Genomic DNA, 16,253 nt, shown 5'->3' with positions numbered 1-16,253 from the left:
GCGGCCTTTCACCGCACCGTCACTAGTTAGTTAACCTAACCTACGTGCTAAAAAAATTTCATGCATGGGGCAGCGGAGTGCGGCAGCCCGCTTCGATGAGCCGCAGCCGGTGATCGAACGCCATGAGCGGGTAAGCGAAGAAGTAGTGCGCCGTGACGCGCTTTTCGGCATAGAACGGATCGTCGGCCGAGGCATCCATCGCGATGCGCAGCGTGCGCGCCCAGGCGAATGCAAGCAGCAGCCAGCCGATAAGCGCGAGATAGTCGTCGGCCACGCGGTAGGGCAACTCGCGATCGTCTGCACTGCCCTGCCTGATTTCGCCCGTGATGCGCTGCACGTCCGCCACCAACGCATCGAGCCGTGCGCCTGCACGGTGAAGCGCAGGATCGTGGGAAGCGACACAGCGTGTGGCGTCCGCTGTGACATGCGCAAGCAACGCGCGCAACGCCTCGCCGCCATCGCCGAGCACCTTGCGCACGAGCAGATCGATCGCCTGGATTTCGTTCGTGCCTTCGTAAAGCATGGCGACGCGGCTGTCGCGCACCGTCTGCTCCACGCCGTATTCGTGGATATAGCCGTAGCCGCCGAACACCTGCAGCGCACTCGATGCCGCCGCAAAGCCATTGGCGGTGAAGAACGCCTTGGCGACAGGCGTGAGCAGCGAGGCGAGCTGCCCCGCCGCCTGGCGCTCGTTCGCATCGGGGTGGCGCGCGGCCACGTCGAGCCAGTAACCGATCCAGTAGCCGATGGCCCGCTGGCCCTCCACCGTCGCGCGCAAGTCGAGCAGGATGCGCCGCATGGCCGGATGAAACGCGATCGGCGCGGCCTGCGCCGGCTCGCCCTCGTATTGCGCAGGCGCACTCACGGCGCGCATTTGCACGCGTTCGTGCGCGTAGGCGTGCGCGCGCTGGCAGGCAAGCTGCGCGTGGCCCACACCCTGCATCGCCACCTGCAGGCGCGCCGCGTTCATCATGACGAACATCGAAGCGAGGCCGCGATGCGGCTCGCCCACCAGCCAGCCCAGCGCGTGCTCGAAACGCATCGAACACGTCGGGCTCGCCTTGAGGCCCATCTTCTTTTCGATGCCCTCGCAATGCACGCCGTTGCGCACGCGCTCGCCGGTCTCGCCGAAGGTCCATTTCGGCACCACGAAGAGCGAGAGGCCCTTCGTGCCCGCCGGCGCATCGGGCAGACGCGCGAGCACGAGGTGCACGATGTTGTCGGTCAGATCGTGCTCGCCGCCCGTGATGAAGATCTTGCTGCCGTCGATGCGCCAGGCGCCGTGCGCCGAGTCGGGCGTCGCTCGCGCGCGCAGCAGCGCGAGATCGCTGCCCGCCTGCGGCTCGGTCAGACACATCGTGGCAAGCCACTCGCCGCTCGCGATCTTCGGCAGCCAGTCGCGCTTCAGCGCATCACTGCCGTGCGCCATCAGACACGCCGTCGCGCCATGCGTGAGGCCGGGCGACATCAGCCATGCGTGGTTGGCCGCCGCGAGCATTTCCTGCAGTGCGACTTCGAGCAGTTGCGGCAGGCCCTGGCCGCCCGCGTCGGCGTCGAGCGCGAGCGTCGGCCAGCCTGCCGCGACGAAATCCGCATACGCCTCGCGAAAGCCCGTGGGCATCGAGACCTCGCCGCCCTCGAAGCGGCACCCCTCGAGGTCGCCCGCCGGGTTCAGCGGCGCGACGCGTTCCATCACGAAACGTGCGGCTTCTTCGAGCACCTGCTGCGCCGTCGCGCTGTCGAGGTCCGCCCATGCGGGAACGCTGCGCCACCATGCGGGTGCTTCGATCCATTCGTCGATCACGAAGCGCATGTCGCGCAGCGGGACCTGATAGTCGAGACTCATCGTGAACGTTCCTCAAACGTGCTGCAGATGACGAGCGAAGATCACGCGCGTTTGCGTGCCCCGCGCGGCGTACAACGCGTCTACGAGCGCCGCGCGCTGGCTCAGCACGACGCGCTGATTGATCGACCCTTTATCCGTAATCTCGCCCAGATCGAGCGACGGCGGCGCGTCCATCAGGTGCAGTCGCGTGACGAGGGTCGCGCTGCCCGTCGCCTCGCGGTTCAGCCGCTCCATCAGGTCAGCAAAGAAGTCGCGCACGGCGCTCGCGTCCAGAACGTCGCGCGCGGGCGCACTCGCATCGAGCCCCGCGAGCCGGCGGCATTCGTCGAGGCGCGGAAAGATCAGCACGCCGATGTCGTCGCGGTCCATGCCCGCGATCACCGCGTCCTGCACGTACGGTGCGCCGCCCGAGACGATGCGCGCGCGCATGGGCCCCACGCTCACGAACGTGCCGGAGCTGAGCTTGAAATCCTCAGCAATGCGTCCGTCGAACAGCAGGCCGAGTTCGGGCCGCCCGGCATCGACGAAGCGCACGGCGTCGCCGGTGCGGTAGTAGCCCTCTTCGTCGAACACGTCGTGACGGTCCGCCTCGTTCGCGCGCCAGTAGCCGCCCATCACGTTCGGGCCGCGAAAGCGCGCTTCGAGCTTGCCGTCCACGGGTACGAGACGCGTCTCGCAGCCCGGCGCGGGCAGGCCGATATAGCCCGCGCCCATCACCGGGCCGGTCGTGAAGAGGCACGACGGCGCGGTCTCGGTCATACCAAGGCCCGCCATGATGCGGATGCGCTCGCCGCAATGGGCCTGCGTCACGCGTTCGAGCCGGTCCCACGCCGCCTGCGAGAGCCCCGCGCCCGCGAAGAAATACATCTTCACGCGCGAGAAAAACGTCTCGCGCAGCTGCGCGTCGGTTTCGAGCGCGGCAGTCAGTTCTTCCCAACCCTTCGGGACGTTGAAGTAGAGCGTGGGGGCGATTTCGCGCAAATTGCGCAGCGTCTCTTCGAAGCGGCCGGCCACGGGTTTGCCGTCGTCGATATAGAGCGTGCCGCCGTTGTAGAGCGCGATACCCACGTTGTGGCTGCCGCCGAAGGTGTGATTCCACGGCAGCCAGTCCACCAGCACCGGCGGCTCGATGCCGAACTGCGGGAACGTCTGCAGCAGCATCTGCTGATTGCTGCACAGCATGCGATGCGTGGTGGGCACGGCCTTCGGCAGGCGCGTCGAGCCGGAGGTGAAGAGGAACTTCGCGATCGTGTCGCCGCTCACGCGCGCCTGCGCGGCTTCGAAGCTGCCCGCCTGCGTCTCGAGCAACGTCGAAAACGGCGTCTCGCGGCGGCCGCCGCCAGCCGGCGTCACGACCACGCGCTCGATATCGGCGGGCACCGCGGCGTCGAGCGCCGCGGCAAAAGCGGGGCCGTCCGCCGCGAATACGAGGCCGGGATTGAGCAGACCCAGCGTGTGCCGCAGCTTGTTGTAATCGCTGGAGACGAGCGAATAAGCGGGAGAAATGGGCGCATAGGGCACGCCGGCCCATAGCGCGCCGAACGCCATCTGCAGATGTTCGAGATCGTTGCCCGAGAGCAGCGCGACCGGGCGCTCAGCCGACAAGCCTCGCTCGATCAAGGCTTGCCCGATCGCACGGGCGCGTTCGAGCATCTGCGCGTAGCTGATGCCCTGCCATTGGCCGTCGACGCCGCGGCGCGCCACGAGCCAGCGCTCCGGATGCTCGCGCGCGCCGCTCACGAGCCGGTCGGTCACGCGTTCGGGGAAGTCGTCGAGCGCCTCGCTCGAGCGCAAATACCAGCAGTCGCCGCGCCGTTCGATCTGCGGCGCGGCCGAGCCGATCGCGACGGCGCGATAACCGGCGAAGTCCGGTTGCACGACGGCGCGAGCATGCGTTTGGGTCGGCTCCGAATCCAAAGCCTGTCTCCTTTGCTTGACCGGTGCCAGGCTGCGCGATGGATCGGCGCAGACGGCCCGGTGGTTCATGTCGTGATGCGCGCGTTCAGATCGGATAGTGGCGCGGACCGGTCTGCACGGTAATCCAGCGCAGGTCCGTGAATTCGGCGATCGAAGCCTTGCTGCCGAAGCGGCCATAGCCGCTCGCCTTCACGCCGCCGAACGGCATTTGCGCTTCGTCGTGCACCGTCGGCCCGTTGATATGGCAGATGCCCGATTCGATGCGCTTCGCCACGTTCATGGCGCGCGCGATATCGCGGCTGAACACCGCCGCCGAAAGCCCGTACTCGCTGTCGTTGGCGACCTTCACCGCTTCTTCGTCGCTGTCCACACGCTGTACCGTCACCACGGGGCCGAACGATTCGTCGGCGTAGAGCTTCATCTCGCGCGTGACGTTTTCGACGATCACGGGCTGCATGATCGCGCCGTTCACCTCGCAGCCCAGCGGCAGTTTCGCACCCTTCTCGCGCGCGTCTTCCACGAGCGCGAGTATGCGCCGTGCCGATGCTTCGCTCTCCAGAGTCCCCAGCACCGAGCCCGGCTGCGTGGGGTCGCCTGCCTTCAGCGTGCGTGCCTTCGCAACGAGCTTGTCGACGAACGCATCGGCAATCTTGCGGTCGACGATCACGCGTTCGGTCGACATGCAGATCTGCCCTTGATTGAAGAACGCGCCGAACGCTATGCCTTCCACTGCCGCGTCGAGATCGGCATCGTCGAGCACGAGCACGGGCGCCTTGCCGCCCAGTTCGAGCAGTGCGGGCAACAGACGCCGCGCGCAATGCTCCGCGACGACGCGGCCCACGCGCGTCGAACCCGTGAAGTTCACGCGTTTGACGGCGGGGTTGGCGATCAGGCGCTCGACAATGGTCGGTGCATCTTCCGGCGCATGCGTGAGCACGTTGACGACGCCCTCGCCCAGCCCCGCCTCGTTGAGCACTTCGCCGATCAGCGCATGTACGCCGGGACACCCTTCGGAAGCCTTCAGGACCACGGTATTGCCGCACGCGAGCGGCATGGCGAGCGCACGCGTGGCGAGAATCACCGGTGCGTTCCAGGGCGCCATGCCGAGCACCACGCCGCACGGCTGGCGCACGGCCATCGCGAGGCTGCCGGGCAGGTCGGATGGGATCACCGCGCCGTCGATCTGCGTGGTCATGGCGGCCGCTTCGCGCAGCATGTTGGCGGCGAGCATCACATTGAAGCCGTACCAGTTCGCCATTGCGCCCGTTTCCGCCGCGCCGATGGCGATGAAGTCCGCAGTGCGCGCATCCATGCGATCGGCGGCGGCCAGCAGGCGCTTGCGGCGCTCCGTGGGCGTGAGCGCGGCCCAGGCCGGGAAGGCGTGCGCGGCGGCGGCAACGGCCGCGTCCGCATCTTCCACCGTGGCGGCTGCCGCGCGCGTGGCCACCGCGCGCGTGGCCGGATCGATGCGCTCGAAGGTCTTGCCGTTCGACGCACGGCGCTTCTCGCCGCCGATCAGAAGCCGGGTTTCATGCATGTCGTTGTCTCCTCTGTCTGGTGCGCCGCTATCGATTAGCGCTTGTATGCCTGCAGGCCCGGCTTGATGCTCTTGTCGTCGAGGAACTGCTTGAGGCCCTGCTCGCGGCCGCCTTCCTTGTCGCGATGGTTGGCCTGGTCCAGCTTCGCGTAGAGATAGTCCTCGTTCTGCTCCCACGTCAGTTCACGCGAACGCTTGAAGCCGTGCTTCGCGTTGCGCAGCACGACCGGGTTCTTGTCGAGCAGTTTCGCGGCAAGCGCGAGCACTTCCTCGCGCAGCTGCGCGAGCGGCACGCTCTTGTTGACCAGGCCCATTTTCGCGGCCTGCTGGCCCGTAAAGGTATCGCCCGTCATGATGTAGTAAAGCGCCTCGCGGTGGCCCACCGTATCCGCCATCGCCTTGCTCACGAGGTTGCCCGGCGGAATGCCCCAGTTGATTTCCGAAAGACCGAACGTGGCTTCGTCCGCGGCAATCGCGAGATCGCACGCCACGAGCGGCGAGAAGCCGCCGCCGAAACACCAGCCGTTCACCATCGCGATGGTCGGCTTCGAATACATGCGCAGCAGCTGCCATTGCCAGCGGCTCGCGTCGCGGCGAATGCGCTCCTGCAGGACGTCGGGGCCCGCATCGACCTCGCGGAAGTATTCCTTCAGGTCCATGCCGGCCGTCCATGCCGAGCCTTCGCCGGTCAGCACGAGCACTTGCGCCTCGGCGTCGAGCTCGAGCGTTTCGAGCACGTCGATCATCTCCTTGTTGAGCGTCGGGCTCATGGCGTTGCGCTTTTCCGGCCGGTTGAACGTCACCCAGCCGATGCCGCCCTCGACCGCAACCTTGACCGTTTTCCAGCGACCTTCGTAACTCATTCTCTCTCTCCGTAGACACTGCCGCACTCGCGGCTTGAAATCAATTTACTATCAGGCTACCTGATATGTAAAGTAGAATATGATCTCGTCGGTACAAACCCGTAAAACGCGATGAACCAGAAAACCTCACCCACTGCGCCGCGCGCCCGAATCGCGCAGCCAGCCGCCGAGGGCAGCCCGCACGCCGTGCCGCCCATGCGCCTGAGCTACCTGATCGGCCAGCTCGACCGCGTCGTGTCGCGCCGCCTGACCGAAGCGCTCGCGCGCCACGGGCTCACGCTGCCGCAGTACACCGCGCTTTCCGTGCTGCGTGCGCGCGGCCGCTCGTCCAATGCGCAACTCGCCGAGCGCTCGTTCATCACGCCGCAGGCCGCCAACGAAGTCGTGAAGACGATGGAGGCGAACGGCTGGGTCATGCGTGAAGCCGACCCGATGAACCGCCGCGTGGTGCTGCTTTCGCTCACGGAAGCCGGCAACGCGCTGCTGGGCGAATGCGACGCCGCCGCCGACCACGTCGAAGGCGCAATGCTCGACGATATGGACACCGAAACAGCGGAAAAACTCCACGCGCTGCTGCATGCCTGCGTGCGCAATCTGCGCGCTGCTTAAGCGCTCGTGCGGCGAGTGACAATAAGGAGGAGACACCTTTGAACATCGACCAGCTCGTTGCGATCGACACGCACGTCCACGCCGAAGTGTCGTGCTGCCAGCCGCCCGACCTCTTCGCGAAGGAGTTCGACGACGCCGCCGACAAGTATTTCGGCACCGTGTTGAAGCAAGGCCGCCGCCCGACGATTCCGGAAACGATCGAGCACTACCGCGAGCGCAACATCGGTTTCGTGATGTTCACGGTGGATTGCGAGGCGAATATCGGGCGTCGCCGCATCGACAACGAAGAGATCGCCGACTTCGCGCAGCGGAACGCCGACATCATGATCGCGTTCGCCAGCATCGACCCGCACAAGGGCAAGTTCGGCGCGCGCGAGGCGCGGCGGCTGATCGAGGCGCATGGCGTGCGCGGCTTCAAGTTTCACCCGACTATGCAGGGCTTTTTCGCCAACGACCGGCTGGCTTACCCGCTCTACGAAGTGATTGCCGAATATGGCCTGCCCGCGGTGTTTCATAGCGGCCACTCGGGCATGGGTTCGGGCATGCGCGGCGGCGGCGGGTTGCGTCTGAAGTACTCGGAGCCGATCTATCTCGACGACGTGGCCGCCGATTTCCCCGACATGAAGATCGTCATCGCGCATCCCTCCTGGCCGTGGCAGGAGCAGGCGCTTTCCATCGCGCTGCACAAGCCCAACGTGTATATCGACCTGTCGGGCTGGTCGCCGAAATACTTCTCGCCGGAACTGGTGAAGTACGCGAATACGCTGTTGCGCGAGCGAGTGCTGTTCGCTTCCGACTTTCCCTTGATCCGTCCGGATCGCTGGCTCGCGGATTTCGATACGCTCGACATCAAGCCGGAAGTGCGCCCGTTGATCCTCAAGGAGAATGCGGTACGGCTGCTGGATCTCGGCGCGAAAACCTGAAGAAAGCGGCGCGCCCGGCGAGACACGGCCACGGTATTCGATACGCTGCGCCCATGCAATTTACATCAAGCGGAGCACGATTCTATGGAGAAGCGCTTGCAGGTCACGTCGCGTGTCGATCACGAGGTGAATAAAAACGGTGTCGTCGCGGACCTGATAGATGATCCGGTTCTTGCCCGAAAACATCTGTCGAAAAGTGTCGTCGACAAAGCCATCGAGTTCGGCAGGCACATGGCCGCTCTCCGGGAACTCGCGGGTCTGCGCAATGGTGTCCTGGAGTTGAGCCGACGTCTGACGCCAGGTCTCCCATCCGGATGCGCGGACGATGTAGCTTCTCAGCTCATCGATACCGATCCGCGCGGTCGGCAGGACGCGGTACTTCAGCAGCAGGGCCTGCATTAGCGAAGCGTTTCCGCGTGATGATGAGCGGCTCCCCTGAATCGGTCAGATCCTTGACGATTTGCGCGGCTTCACTCTTGAGGTAGCTGATTGGCTTCACGTGATCGGCGAGAATTATCGGTCCGACACGCACCACCTTTTAGGGCCGGAAGAAACGGGCGTCCCACAGCGTATCCGCTAACGGGCGACGATGATCGTCATCTCGGATTCGTACTTGATCCGCACGTGGCTATGGTGCTTGAGGGACTGCATCACTTCGATCAGATCCGGGCGGCTGACCCGAATGGAACGGGCCGTGCCGGACTTGTCGACGACGGTCAGGAGGTTGAGCTTGCGGTCGACGCCGGTGACTTGCGCCACGCCGCTGAAGACCCGGAGTACCTGGAAGTTTTCCTGGTCGGCGCCGGAGGAGTGCTGGGTCACCTTTGCCGTGTGGGTCAGGCGCGTCACCGCCGCGCCTTCGGCCGGCGTCAATCCGGTGACGTACGGCTCCATGTAGTGGGTCGTCAGCTTGTCGCCGACCCGGATCACCTTAAGCACATCGGGATGATCTTTCACATTGAAGCTCAGGTCGTCGTGACCCGGCACGGTCACGACGATGAGTGCATTCTTCTGATCGATCAAACTGATGGTGCCGCTTTCCGTGTCGACGGAGGCCCCGGCGGGCATGGCCTCCGAGGCAGCAGAGGCGTCCTCGTCAGCCGCGCGGCACAGGGGTACCGAGGCCGCAAAGAAGCCGCATGCTACGACTGAGAGCGCCAGGCAGCGCGCGAACGCAATGCGCGTATTCGATCGGTAGAGCATGGTAGTCCCCTTGAAACGATCAGGTGCCACGCTTGCTGCGCCGGTCCGGGACCATGGCGTGTGTTCTCGGAGCCTAACACTGCAGGACGCGCCGACCATCGGACTTTGGTCCTATAGGGTCGAGGCTGGGGTCGAGGCTGCCTACCGTGCGAAGGCCGCCGCACAGCTTCCCGGCGCCTGCCCCGGCACCGGCGAGCGGAACGTGAACAGGCCGCCCGCCAGCGGCTGCTTCTCGCGCTCGGCTGCCGTGAGCCCCTTCCACGCGGTGGAAACGTACACGGTCTGCAGATCGTCCCCGCCGAACGCGAGTTTCGTGATATTTGCGCACGGAAACGCGATCTGGCCGGCCAGTTCGCCTTCGGGCGAATAACGGTCGATGCGCCAGCCGCCGAACAGTGCGACCCACACGTAGCCCTCTGCGTCCACGGCCATGCCGTCCGGGTACCCGTCGCCGGCAATGGCGGTGAAGACGCGCTTGCCCGACAGCGTGCCGTCAATGGCAACATCGAACGCATACACGACGCGACGCATCGTGTCGTTGTGATAGAGCGTGCGGCCGTCCGGACTCATGGCCGGGCCGTTGGTGATCACGTAGCCGCTGTCCTGCGTGCTCACCACCGCGCCTGCGTCCACGCGATACAGCGTGCCGCTCGGCGCTTGCTCGGCGTCGTCCATCGAGCCGAACCACAGGCGCCCGCGCGTATCGGCGAAACCGTCGTTGAGGCGATTGCCCGGCAGATGCGGCTCGACATCGACCAGCTTGTCGAATTCCCCGCTCACGGCGTCGAAACGATACAGGCCGTCAGGCAGGCCGCACACGAAAGCCCGGTCGCCCAGCGGCGCGATGAAGCCGACCTGGTCGGGCGCGTACCACGTCGTGCGCTCCCCGGTCGTGACCACGAAGCGATGAATCCGGCGGCCCTTGATATCGACGAAATAGACCGCGTTTTCCGCGGCCTGCCAGAGCGGCCCTTCGGCCAGCTCGGCGCCGATCGGCCACACGCATACGGGAGCCGGCATCGTCATTCTCCGTACCATCCCGCGTCGACGAAGTAATCGCGCCCGGAGCAGCGCGAGGCGTCGTCGGATGCGAGGAACAAGGCCATGCGGGCCACGTGCTCGGGCTCGATGCGCAGCTGCAGACACTGCCCCGCGACGACTTTCGCCTCGCTCTCCGGCGTTTGCCACAGGTTCATCTGCCGCGGCGTTTTCACGGCGCCCGGGATGATGCAGTTCACGCGAATACCCGCGCCGCCCAGGTCGCGCGCGAGGCCGCGCGTCAAACCTTCGATGCCGGCCTTGGCGGTCAGGTAGATCGGCAGGTTCGGCAACGCGACGTGCCACGACACCGAACCGAAGTTCAGGATCACGCCGCGCCCCGCCTGGCGCATGCCCCGCGCGGCGGCCTGCGCGCAGAAGAACTGATGGCGCAGGTTGACGGCGATGCGCCCGTCCCAGTAACTCGCGGTCAACTCGCCAACATCATGGCGGTCGTCGTTGCCCGCGTTGTTCACGAGCACGTCGATCGGGCCCGCGGCATCGACGATCGACGCGAACACGCTTTCGATCGCGTCCACGCTGCACAGGTCGCAGCGCTTGAACAGCGGCGGATGCTTCGCACCGCGAAGCTTCTCCTGAAGCGCGAGCGAATCGTCTTCGGCCACATCGAGGAAAAACACGCGCGCGCCCTGCTGCGCGAATGCCTCCACGACCGCGGCGCCGATCCCGCTGCCGCCGCCGGTGATAACGACGGTTTTGTCCGCCAGGCTCGGATAGATTGCGTACGACATCAAATATTCCAGTGTTGACTTGTCAGAACCCAAACAGGGCGGCGAGCCGCAAATGGCTCGCCGCCCTGACCTGCCGCTTCCCTTTCGCTTACGAGACGACTTCGACGGCGCTCAGCATGCGCCAGTCGCGCGGGAGCGTGCGCGTGGCATTGCCCACCACCGTGACCGTGCCGCTCAGATGGATATCGCGGCTCGAACTGCCCACCATCAGATCGAATTTGCCCGGCTCGACGATGCGCTCGCCGCGTGCGTCGGTGAAATTGAACATATCGACGGGCAGCTTCACGTTCACGCGAGTGAGCGCGCCTGCCGCGAGCGGCACACGAGCGAACGCCTTGAGTTCGCGTACCGGTCGCGCCGTCGAAGCATGCTGGTCGCGCACGTAGATCTGCACGATCTCCGTGCCGTCGCGCGAGCCGGTGTTCTCGATCGTGAAGCTCAGTTCGACGGTGCCGTCTTCGAGCGGGACTTCGTGTTGCGCCACCGCGAGACTGCCGTAACGGAACTGCGTGTAGCCGAGGCCGAAACCAAACGGATAGCGGCTGCCGAAGTGGTAGGCGATCGGCGTGCCCGCGCTCTTGAGGCGATGGTTGTACACATACGGCACCGCCCCTGCGCTCTTCGGCACGGAGAGCGGCAGACGGCCGCTGAACCCGGCGCGACCCACCAGCAGATCGGCAAGCGCCTCGGCGCCGCGCTCGCCCGGCGCAAACGCCATGATCTGCGCGGCGATGCGATCTTCGAGGCCGCCGAGGTTGTACGGGCGGCCGCCCGTCATCACGACGACCGTAGGCGTGCCGCTCTCGACCACGGCCTCGAGCATCTGCAGCTGCACGCCCGGGAGTTCCAGGCTGTCCGTATCGGAGCCTTCGCCCACCGTACCGGACTGGAACAAGCCCGCCAGATCGCCGACGAATACGACGGCCACGTCCGCTTTTCCCGCAGCATCGACCGCGTCGGGAATCGCATCGGTGTCCTTGCTGATCAGTTCGTCGCGGTTGGCGGCGGCGCTCAGGTCGAGCGACACGTCGCCCGGGAAAACCGGCGCACCCGCACGGCGGGTCTTGATGATGTCGCAACCCTTGGCATGCAGCACGCGCGAATCGCCCAGCAGCGCGCGCAGTGCGCCCAGCGGCGTGGCGATCGACGCGACAGACTGCTCGCCCGAGTTGATGAGGTGCACCGGAAAGCTGTAGCCGGCGAGCAGCGCGAGCGGGTCGTCGGCGGTCGGGCCGATCACCGCGATTGTTTGCGCGCCATTGGCGTTCAACGGCAGCACGCCGCCTTCATTACGCAGCAGCACCGCCGATTCGAGCGCGACCTGATACGCCGTATCGGCCGCCGCCGTGCCCTTCACATCCACGCGCTCGGCATCCACATACGGATTCTCGAACAGGCCAAGGCGGAACTTGGTGCTCAGCACGCGCGACACCGCGGTGTCGATCGTCGCTTCGGTGATCTCGCCGCGATCGAGCGCTTCTTTCAGATGGACCGCACACTCGTGCCCCGGCAACTCGACGTCGAGTCCCGAATTGAACGCGAGCGCCGCCGCCGACGCGCTGTCGTGCGCCACCGCGTGATGGCTGTAGAGCAGGTCGACGGCAGCATAGTCCGCAACGACGAGCCCCTCGAAGCCCCACTTTTCGCGCAGCGTATCGTGCAGCAGCGTGCGGTCCGCATGGCAGGGCACGCCGTCGATATCGTGGTACGCCGGCATGATCGAGCCCGCGTGCGCGAGTTTGACCGCCATTTCGAACGGCAGCAGAAAGACGTCGTTCAACTCGCGCGGTCCGACGTGCACGGGCGCATGATTGCGAGCGCCTTCGCTCGCGGAGTGGCCGACGAAATGCTTGAGCGTGGCGAGCACGTCGCGGCGCTCGCCTTGCAGACCGTTCACGTAGTGACACGCGAGCACGCCCACCAGATACGGATCTTCGCCGAGCGTTTCTTCGGTGCGGCCCCAGCGCGGATCGCGCGACACGTCGAGTACGGGCGCCAGGCCCTGGTGGCAGCCGATCGAGCGTGCCTGCTCGCCGATGATGCGCCCCACTTCGCCCACGAGATCCGGGTTCCACGTCGCCGCGTAGTTCAGCGGCGAGGGAAACAGCGTGGCGTCCTTGATCATCAGGCCCACGAGACATTCCTCGTGCGACATGACGGGAATACCCAGGCGCGTATCTTCGACCATCTTGCGCTGCAGTTCGTTGAGCGCGCGCACGCCCTCTTTGGGATCGACCGTGTGGGTGCCGAGCGGACGCGTGATCTGTCCAAGACCGTGTTCGAGAATCTGGTTCACCGTGAGGCTGTTGGCGCTTTGCGCGAAGTCGATACTGCGCGCCTTGTGCTCGCCGTCGGCCGAAAGCACCAGCCACGCGGCGTGAAGCTGGGCAATTTTTTCATCGAGCGTCATGCGCGCGAGCAGATCCGCCACGCGCTGCGCGGTCGGTGCGTCGGAGCGGCGGTAAAGCGGAATCTCTGTGGTGTGTTCAAGCGACATTGCTTCACTCCCTGGTATTGCACGAGACGGCGCTGATGTTTCGCCGTCCGTTTAGTTGTGCTTTTGAAAATGGCGTTGCGCGGGCGCGCGGCGAAAGCGGCGCCCGGCTTAGATGAGACGACGCAGCGCCATTTCGTGTTCGTCGAACACGTGGCATGCCTCGGCGGGCAGCGCAAGCTTGACCACTTCATCGTGCGTCAACGCGCTGTCGCCGGGCAGCTTGGCGATCAGTGTCGCCGCGCCCGAGCCGGTCTGCGTTGCGTGGATGTAGCTGTGCTCGCCCATGTGCTCGACGAGCTTCACGCGGCACGCCAGCGTCTGTTCGTTGCGTGCATCGCCGGCCACACGCAGATGCTCCGGACGCACACCGAGCGTCACCTTCATGCCGGCGCGCGCACGCGAGCCGTCCACGCGCGCACGCACGCGCTCGCCGCTTTGCAGGTCGATGTCCACGCCGCCATCGTCGCCACCCACCACCGTGCCTGCGAAGAAGTTCATTTTCGGCGAGCCGATGAAGCCCGCGACGAACCGGCTCTTCGGATGGTGATACAGATCGAGGGGCGCCCCCACCTGCGCGACGCTGCCGTGGCGCTCCATGTGATCGCCGGCCTGCAGGAGCACGATGCGATCGGCCAGCGCCATGGCTTCCACCTGATCGTGCGTCACATACACGGCGCTCGCCTCGCTGAACTCGCGATGCAGACGCGCGATTTCGGTACGCGTCTGCACGCGCAGCGCCGCATCGAGGTTCGAAAGCGGCTCGTCGAACAGGAACACGCCCGGCTCGCGCACGATCGCGCGCCCGATCGCCACGCGCTGGCGCTGGCCGCCCGAAAGCGCTGCGGGGCGGCGTTCGAGATAGCTATCGAGCTGCAGTGCGGCAGCCGCGCTGCGCACCTTCTTGTCGATGACGGCCTTGTCGATTTTCGCCTGACGCAGACCGAATGCCATGTTCTCGTACACGCTCATATGCGGATAGAGCGCGTAGTTCTGAAACACCATCGCGACCTTGCGCTTCGCGGGTTCGACCTCGTTCATGCGTTCACCGTCGATGCGCAGTTCGCCGTCGGTGATCGATTCGAGTCCGGCGATCATGCGCAGCAGCGTGGACTTGCCGCAGCCCGACGGGCCGAGGAACACGCAGAATTCGTTCTTGCCGACTTCGAGGTTGGCGTCGCGGATCACCGCGTTGCCGCTCGCGTAGGCCTTCTGTACGTTGTTGAGGGAAATGCTTGCCATATCGTTTTATGCGAAGTTCGGTTAGCGGTGCGAATCAGACCTGAATCAGCCCTTGAGCGAGCCGGCCATCATCCCCTTGATCACGCGCTCCTGACCGAACGCGTAAGCGACGATCAACGGCAACGACGTGAGCACGAGAACGGAAAGCATCGAGGGTATGTTCGACGCGTATTGCCCCATGAAGTCCCAGATCGCGAGGGGCAGCGTACGGTGCTCGGACGTCGACGTGAGCATGTACGCGAAGATGAACTCGTTCCAGAGACCAATGCCGTTGAAGATCGCCACCGTGGCGAGCCCCGGTCCCGAAAGCGGGAAGAAAATGCGCCAGAAAATGTGGAACGGGCTACAGCCGTCGAGCTGCGCGGCTTCTTCGAGCTCGCGCGGAATCTGCCGCATGAACTCGGTCAGGATGAAGATCGACACCGGCAGGCTGAGCGCCACATAGGGGCCGAGCAGCGCGAACTGCGTATCGTAAAGACCGAGGTTGCGCGTAAGCAGGTAGATCGGCACCAGCGTCGCATGCAGCGGCACGATCATGCCCGCCACCACGAGACCGAAGAGCAGCTTGTTCAGCCTGAAGCGCATGCGCGCAAACACATAGGCCGCCATCGCGCTGATGACGACGATCAGCGCGACCGACACGCCCACCGTGAACAGGCTGTTGCGGAAATATGTGAAGAACGGCCCCTTCAGCACGGCCGCGTAATTGCCCCAGTAAAGGTGGCTCGGCGGCGCCCACACGGAAGTCGTGAAGGTCTCTTCCTGGCTCTTGACGCTCGACACCACCATGAAGATGAACGGCACCGTGGTGACGGCCAGCCAGATCAGCGCGAGGATCGGAATCGTCACACGGGGAAAGCGGAATTTCTTGATCATGCTTCAGACCTCGGTTGCATAGCGGCGCGTGAAGTACATCGACACCGCCGCCACTGCGATGACGATCAGGAACATCGCCGAGCCGATGGTGCTGCCGTAGCCGAGCTGGAACGAACTGAACACCGTGCGATACATGTAGGTGGCCATCACCTCGGACGAGCCCTCGGGGCCGCCGCCGGTCATGACGAAGACGAGATCGAAGTAACGCAGCGAGCCGAGCACGGAAAGGATCACGGCCGTGCGCACCGTGCCCTGCAGGTGCGGCAGCTTGATGCGCCAGAAGATGGTCCACTCGGAAGCCCCGTCGAGCAGCGCTGCCTCGTTAACCTCGGCCGGCATCGACGAGAGGCCGGCGAGGAACAGAATCATGTAGAAAGGCGCGTTCTGCCAGATGATCACGGCGATGGTCGCGCCCAGCGAGAAGTGCGGGTCGCCCAGCCAGTCCTTCGCGAGACCATCGAGCCCGAATGCCTGCAGCGCGACATTCAGGGGTCCGAAATTCGGATCGTAGATCTGCTTGAACAGCACGCCGATCGCCACGCTCGACATGAGCAGCGGCAAAAAATAGAGAACCTTGAGTACGCGCGAGCCACGGCCGGCCTTTTCCAGCAGCACGGCGAGCGCCAGCGCGACAGGAAGCTGAATGACAATCGAGGCGAGCGCGAGAATCACGTTGTTCTTGAGCGATTGCCAGAACACCGTGTCATGGGCGAGCCGCGCCCAGTTCGCGAGCCCCGTATAGCGGGCCGTATTGCCGAGACCATTCCAGTCGAGCAGCGACAGCCGCAAGCTGGAAACGAGCGGATAAAGCAGGAACACGGCCAGCAGCAGCAGCGCCGGCGCGAGAAACACGACCGTGACGAGCGTTTGCGAGGAGAGCTTCAGCCGGCGTTCGGGTGTAGCGGAAAGTGCAATATTCACGAGCTTTTCTGCCGGCCGGCGCCTTGCGGCGC

Annotated in this window: 14 protein-coding genes; 2 read left to right on the top strand and 12 right to left on the bottom strand. The window is 65.2% G+C overall.

Annotation, left to right across the window (positions count from 1 at the left end):
* Positions 1-58: 58 nt before the first annotated feature.
* From AB4Y36_RS24000 to AB4Y36_RS23985, 4 genes are all read right to left on the bottom strand, one after another.
* On the bottom strand, positions 59-1,846 hold the full coding sequence (locus tag AB4Y36_RS24000) for an acyl-CoA dehydrogenase family protein (protein WP_368684292.1): 1,788 nt from the start codon (positions 1,844-1,846) through the stop codon (positions 59-61).
* 12 nt (positions 1,847-1,858) lie between these two features.
* Entirely contained in the window at positions 1,859-3,763 is a 1,905-nt protein-coding gene (locus AB4Y36_RS23995; protein WP_368684291.1) for a feruloyl-CoA synthase, read from the bottom strand.
* An 85-nt stretch (positions 3,764-3,848) separates the two neighbouring features.
* Positions 3,849-5,300, bottom strand: a complete 1,452-nt coding sequence (locus tag AB4Y36_RS23990) for an aldehyde dehydrogenase (protein ID WP_368684290.1) — start codon at positions 5,298-5,300, stop codon at positions 3,849-3,851.
* Between the two features lie 35 nt (positions 5,301-5,335).
* A complete protein-coding gene (locus AB4Y36_RS23985) occupies positions 5,336-6,163 on the bottom strand; it encodes a p-hydroxycinnamoyl CoA hydratase/lyase (RefSeq protein WP_069262195.1) in 828 nt (275 codons plus the stop codon).
* A 111-nt stretch (positions 6,164-6,274) separates the two neighbouring features.
* Between AB4Y36_RS23985 and AB4Y36_RS23980 the strand changes: the two genes are divergently transcribed.
* Together AB4Y36_RS23980 and AB4Y36_RS23975 are read left to right on the top strand one after the other, a co-directional pair.
* Positions 6,275-6,772: a MarR family winged helix-turn-helix transcriptional regulator gene (locus AB4Y36_RS23980; protein WP_069262196.1), complete on the top strand. Its 498-nt coding sequence runs from the start codon at positions 6,275-6,277 to the stop codon at positions 6,770-6,772.
* Positions 6,773-6,810: 38 nt separating this feature from the next.
* The gene (locus tag AB4Y36_RS23975) at positions 6,811-7,695 is read left to right on the top strand and encodes an amidohydrolase family protein (RefSeq protein ID WP_069262197.1); all 885 of its coding nucleotides are present in this window, start codon (positions 6,811-6,813) and stop codon (positions 7,693-7,695) included.
* 60 nt (positions 7,696-7,755) lie between these two features.
* Here the strand turns inward: AB4Y36_RS23975 and AB4Y36_RS23970 are convergent, their stop codons facing one another.
* From AB4Y36_RS23970 to AB4Y36_RS23935, 8 genes are all read right to left on the bottom strand, one after another.
* Positions 7,756-8,094 (bottom strand): type II toxin-antitoxin system RelE/ParE family toxin, encoded by a 339-nt coding sequence (locus tag AB4Y36_RS23970; protein ID WP_083245065.1) that lies wholly within the window; start codon positions 8,092-8,094, stop codon positions 7,756-7,758.
* Between the two features lie 177 nt (positions 8,095-8,271).
* Positions 8,272-8,898, bottom strand: a complete 627-nt coding sequence (locus AB4Y36_RS23965; protein ID WP_368684289.1) for a hypothetical protein — start codon at positions 8,896-8,898, stop codon at positions 8,272-8,274.
* 141 nt (positions 8,899-9,039) lie between these two features.
* A complete protein-coding gene (locus AB4Y36_RS23960) occupies positions 9,040-9,924 on the bottom strand; it encodes an SMP-30/gluconolactonase/LRE family protein (protein ID WP_368684288.1) in 885 nt (294 codons plus the stop codon).
* Positions 9,921-10,688 carry an SDR family NAD(P)-dependent oxidoreductase gene (locus tag AB4Y36_RS23955; protein WP_368603222.1) on the bottom strand — a complete coding sequence of 256 codons (768 nt, stop codon included), beginning with the start codon at positions 10,686-10,688 and terminating at the stop codon, positions 9,921-9,923. Before AB4Y36_RS23955 ends, AB4Y36_RS23960 begins: the two co-directional genes overlap by 4 nt.
* An 88-nt stretch (positions 10,689-10,776) precedes the next feature.
* Positions 10,777-13,185, bottom strand: a complete 2,409-nt coding sequence (locus AB4Y36_RS23950) for a glycoside hydrolase family 3 N-terminal domain-containing protein (protein WP_368684287.1) — start codon at positions 13,183-13,185, stop codon at positions 10,777-10,779.
* A gap of 108 nt (positions 13,186-13,293) precedes the next feature.
* Positions 13,294-14,424 carry an ABC transporter ATP-binding protein gene (locus AB4Y36_RS23945; protein WP_368684286.1) on the bottom strand — a complete coding sequence of 377 codons (1,131 nt, stop codon included), beginning with the start codon at positions 14,422-14,424 and terminating at the stop codon, positions 13,294-13,296.
* Positions 14,425-14,469: 45 nt separating this feature from the next.
* The gene (locus AB4Y36_RS23940; protein WP_368684285.1) at positions 14,470-15,300 is read right to left on the bottom strand and encodes a carbohydrate ABC transporter permease; all 831 of its coding nucleotides are present in this window, start codon (positions 15,298-15,300) and stop codon (positions 14,470-14,472) included.
* Between the two features lie 3 nt (positions 15,301-15,303).
* Positions 15,304-16,221, bottom strand: coding sequence for a carbohydrate ABC transporter permease (locus AB4Y36_RS23935; RefSeq protein WP_256094494.1), 918 nt, complete (start codon positions 16,219-16,221; stop codon positions 15,304-15,306).
* Positions 16,222-16,253: the final 32 nt, after the last annotated feature.

This window comes from Paraburkholderia sp. BR10936 (assembly GCF_040965735.1).
GTDB classification, from domain to species: Bacteria; Pseudomonadota; Gammaproteobacteria; order Burkholderiales; family Burkholderiaceae; genus Paraburkholderia; species Paraburkholderia nodosa_A.
The sequence above is the reverse complement of the archived record's forward strand: the minus strand, read 5'-3'. Positions and strand labels throughout refer to the sequence as shown.

Coding starts and splice junctions, on each gene's coding strand:
- AB4Y36_RS23970 (WP_083245065.1), bottom strand. CDS start 8,094: ATGCAGGCCCTGCTGCTGAAGTACCGCGTCCTGCCGACCGCGCGGATC.
- AB4Y36_RS23980 (WP_069262196.1), top strand. CDS start 6,275: ATGAACCAGAAAACCTCACCCACTGCGCCGCGCGCCCGAATCGCGCAG.
- AB4Y36_RS23985 (WP_069262195.1), bottom strand. CDS start 6,163: ATGAGTTACGAAGGTCGCTGGAAAACGGTCAAGGTTGCGGTCGAGGGC.
- AB4Y36_RS24000 (WP_368684292.1), bottom strand. CDS start 1,846: ATGAGTCTCGACTATCAGGTCCCGCTGCGCGACATGCGCTTCGTGATC.
- AB4Y36_RS23960 (WP_368684288.1), bottom strand. CDS start 9,924: ATGACGATGCCGGCTCCCGTATGCGTGTGGCCGATCGGCGCCGAGCTG.
- AB4Y36_RS23955 (WP_368603222.1), bottom strand. CDS start 10,688: ATGTCGTACGCAATCTATCCGAGCCTGGCGGACAAAACCGTCGTTATC.
- AB4Y36_RS23940 (WP_368684285.1), bottom strand. CDS start 15,300: ATGATCAAGAAATTCCGCTTTCCCCGTGTGACGATTCCGATCCTCGCG.
- AB4Y36_RS23945 (WP_368684286.1), bottom strand. CDS start 14,424: ATGGCAAGCATTTCCCTCAACAACGTACAGAAGGCCTACGCGAGCGGC.
- AB4Y36_RS23965 (WP_368684289.1), bottom strand. CDS start 8,898: ATGCTCTACCGATCGAATACGCGCATTGCGTTCGCGCGCTGCCTGGCG.
- AB4Y36_RS23990 (WP_368684290.1), bottom strand. CDS start 5,300: ATGCATGAAACCCGGCTTCTGATCGGCGGCGAGAAGCGCCGTGCGTCG.
- AB4Y36_RS23950 (WP_368684287.1), bottom strand. CDS start 13,185: ATGTCGCTTGAACACACCACAGAGATTCCGCTTTACCGCCGCTCCGAC.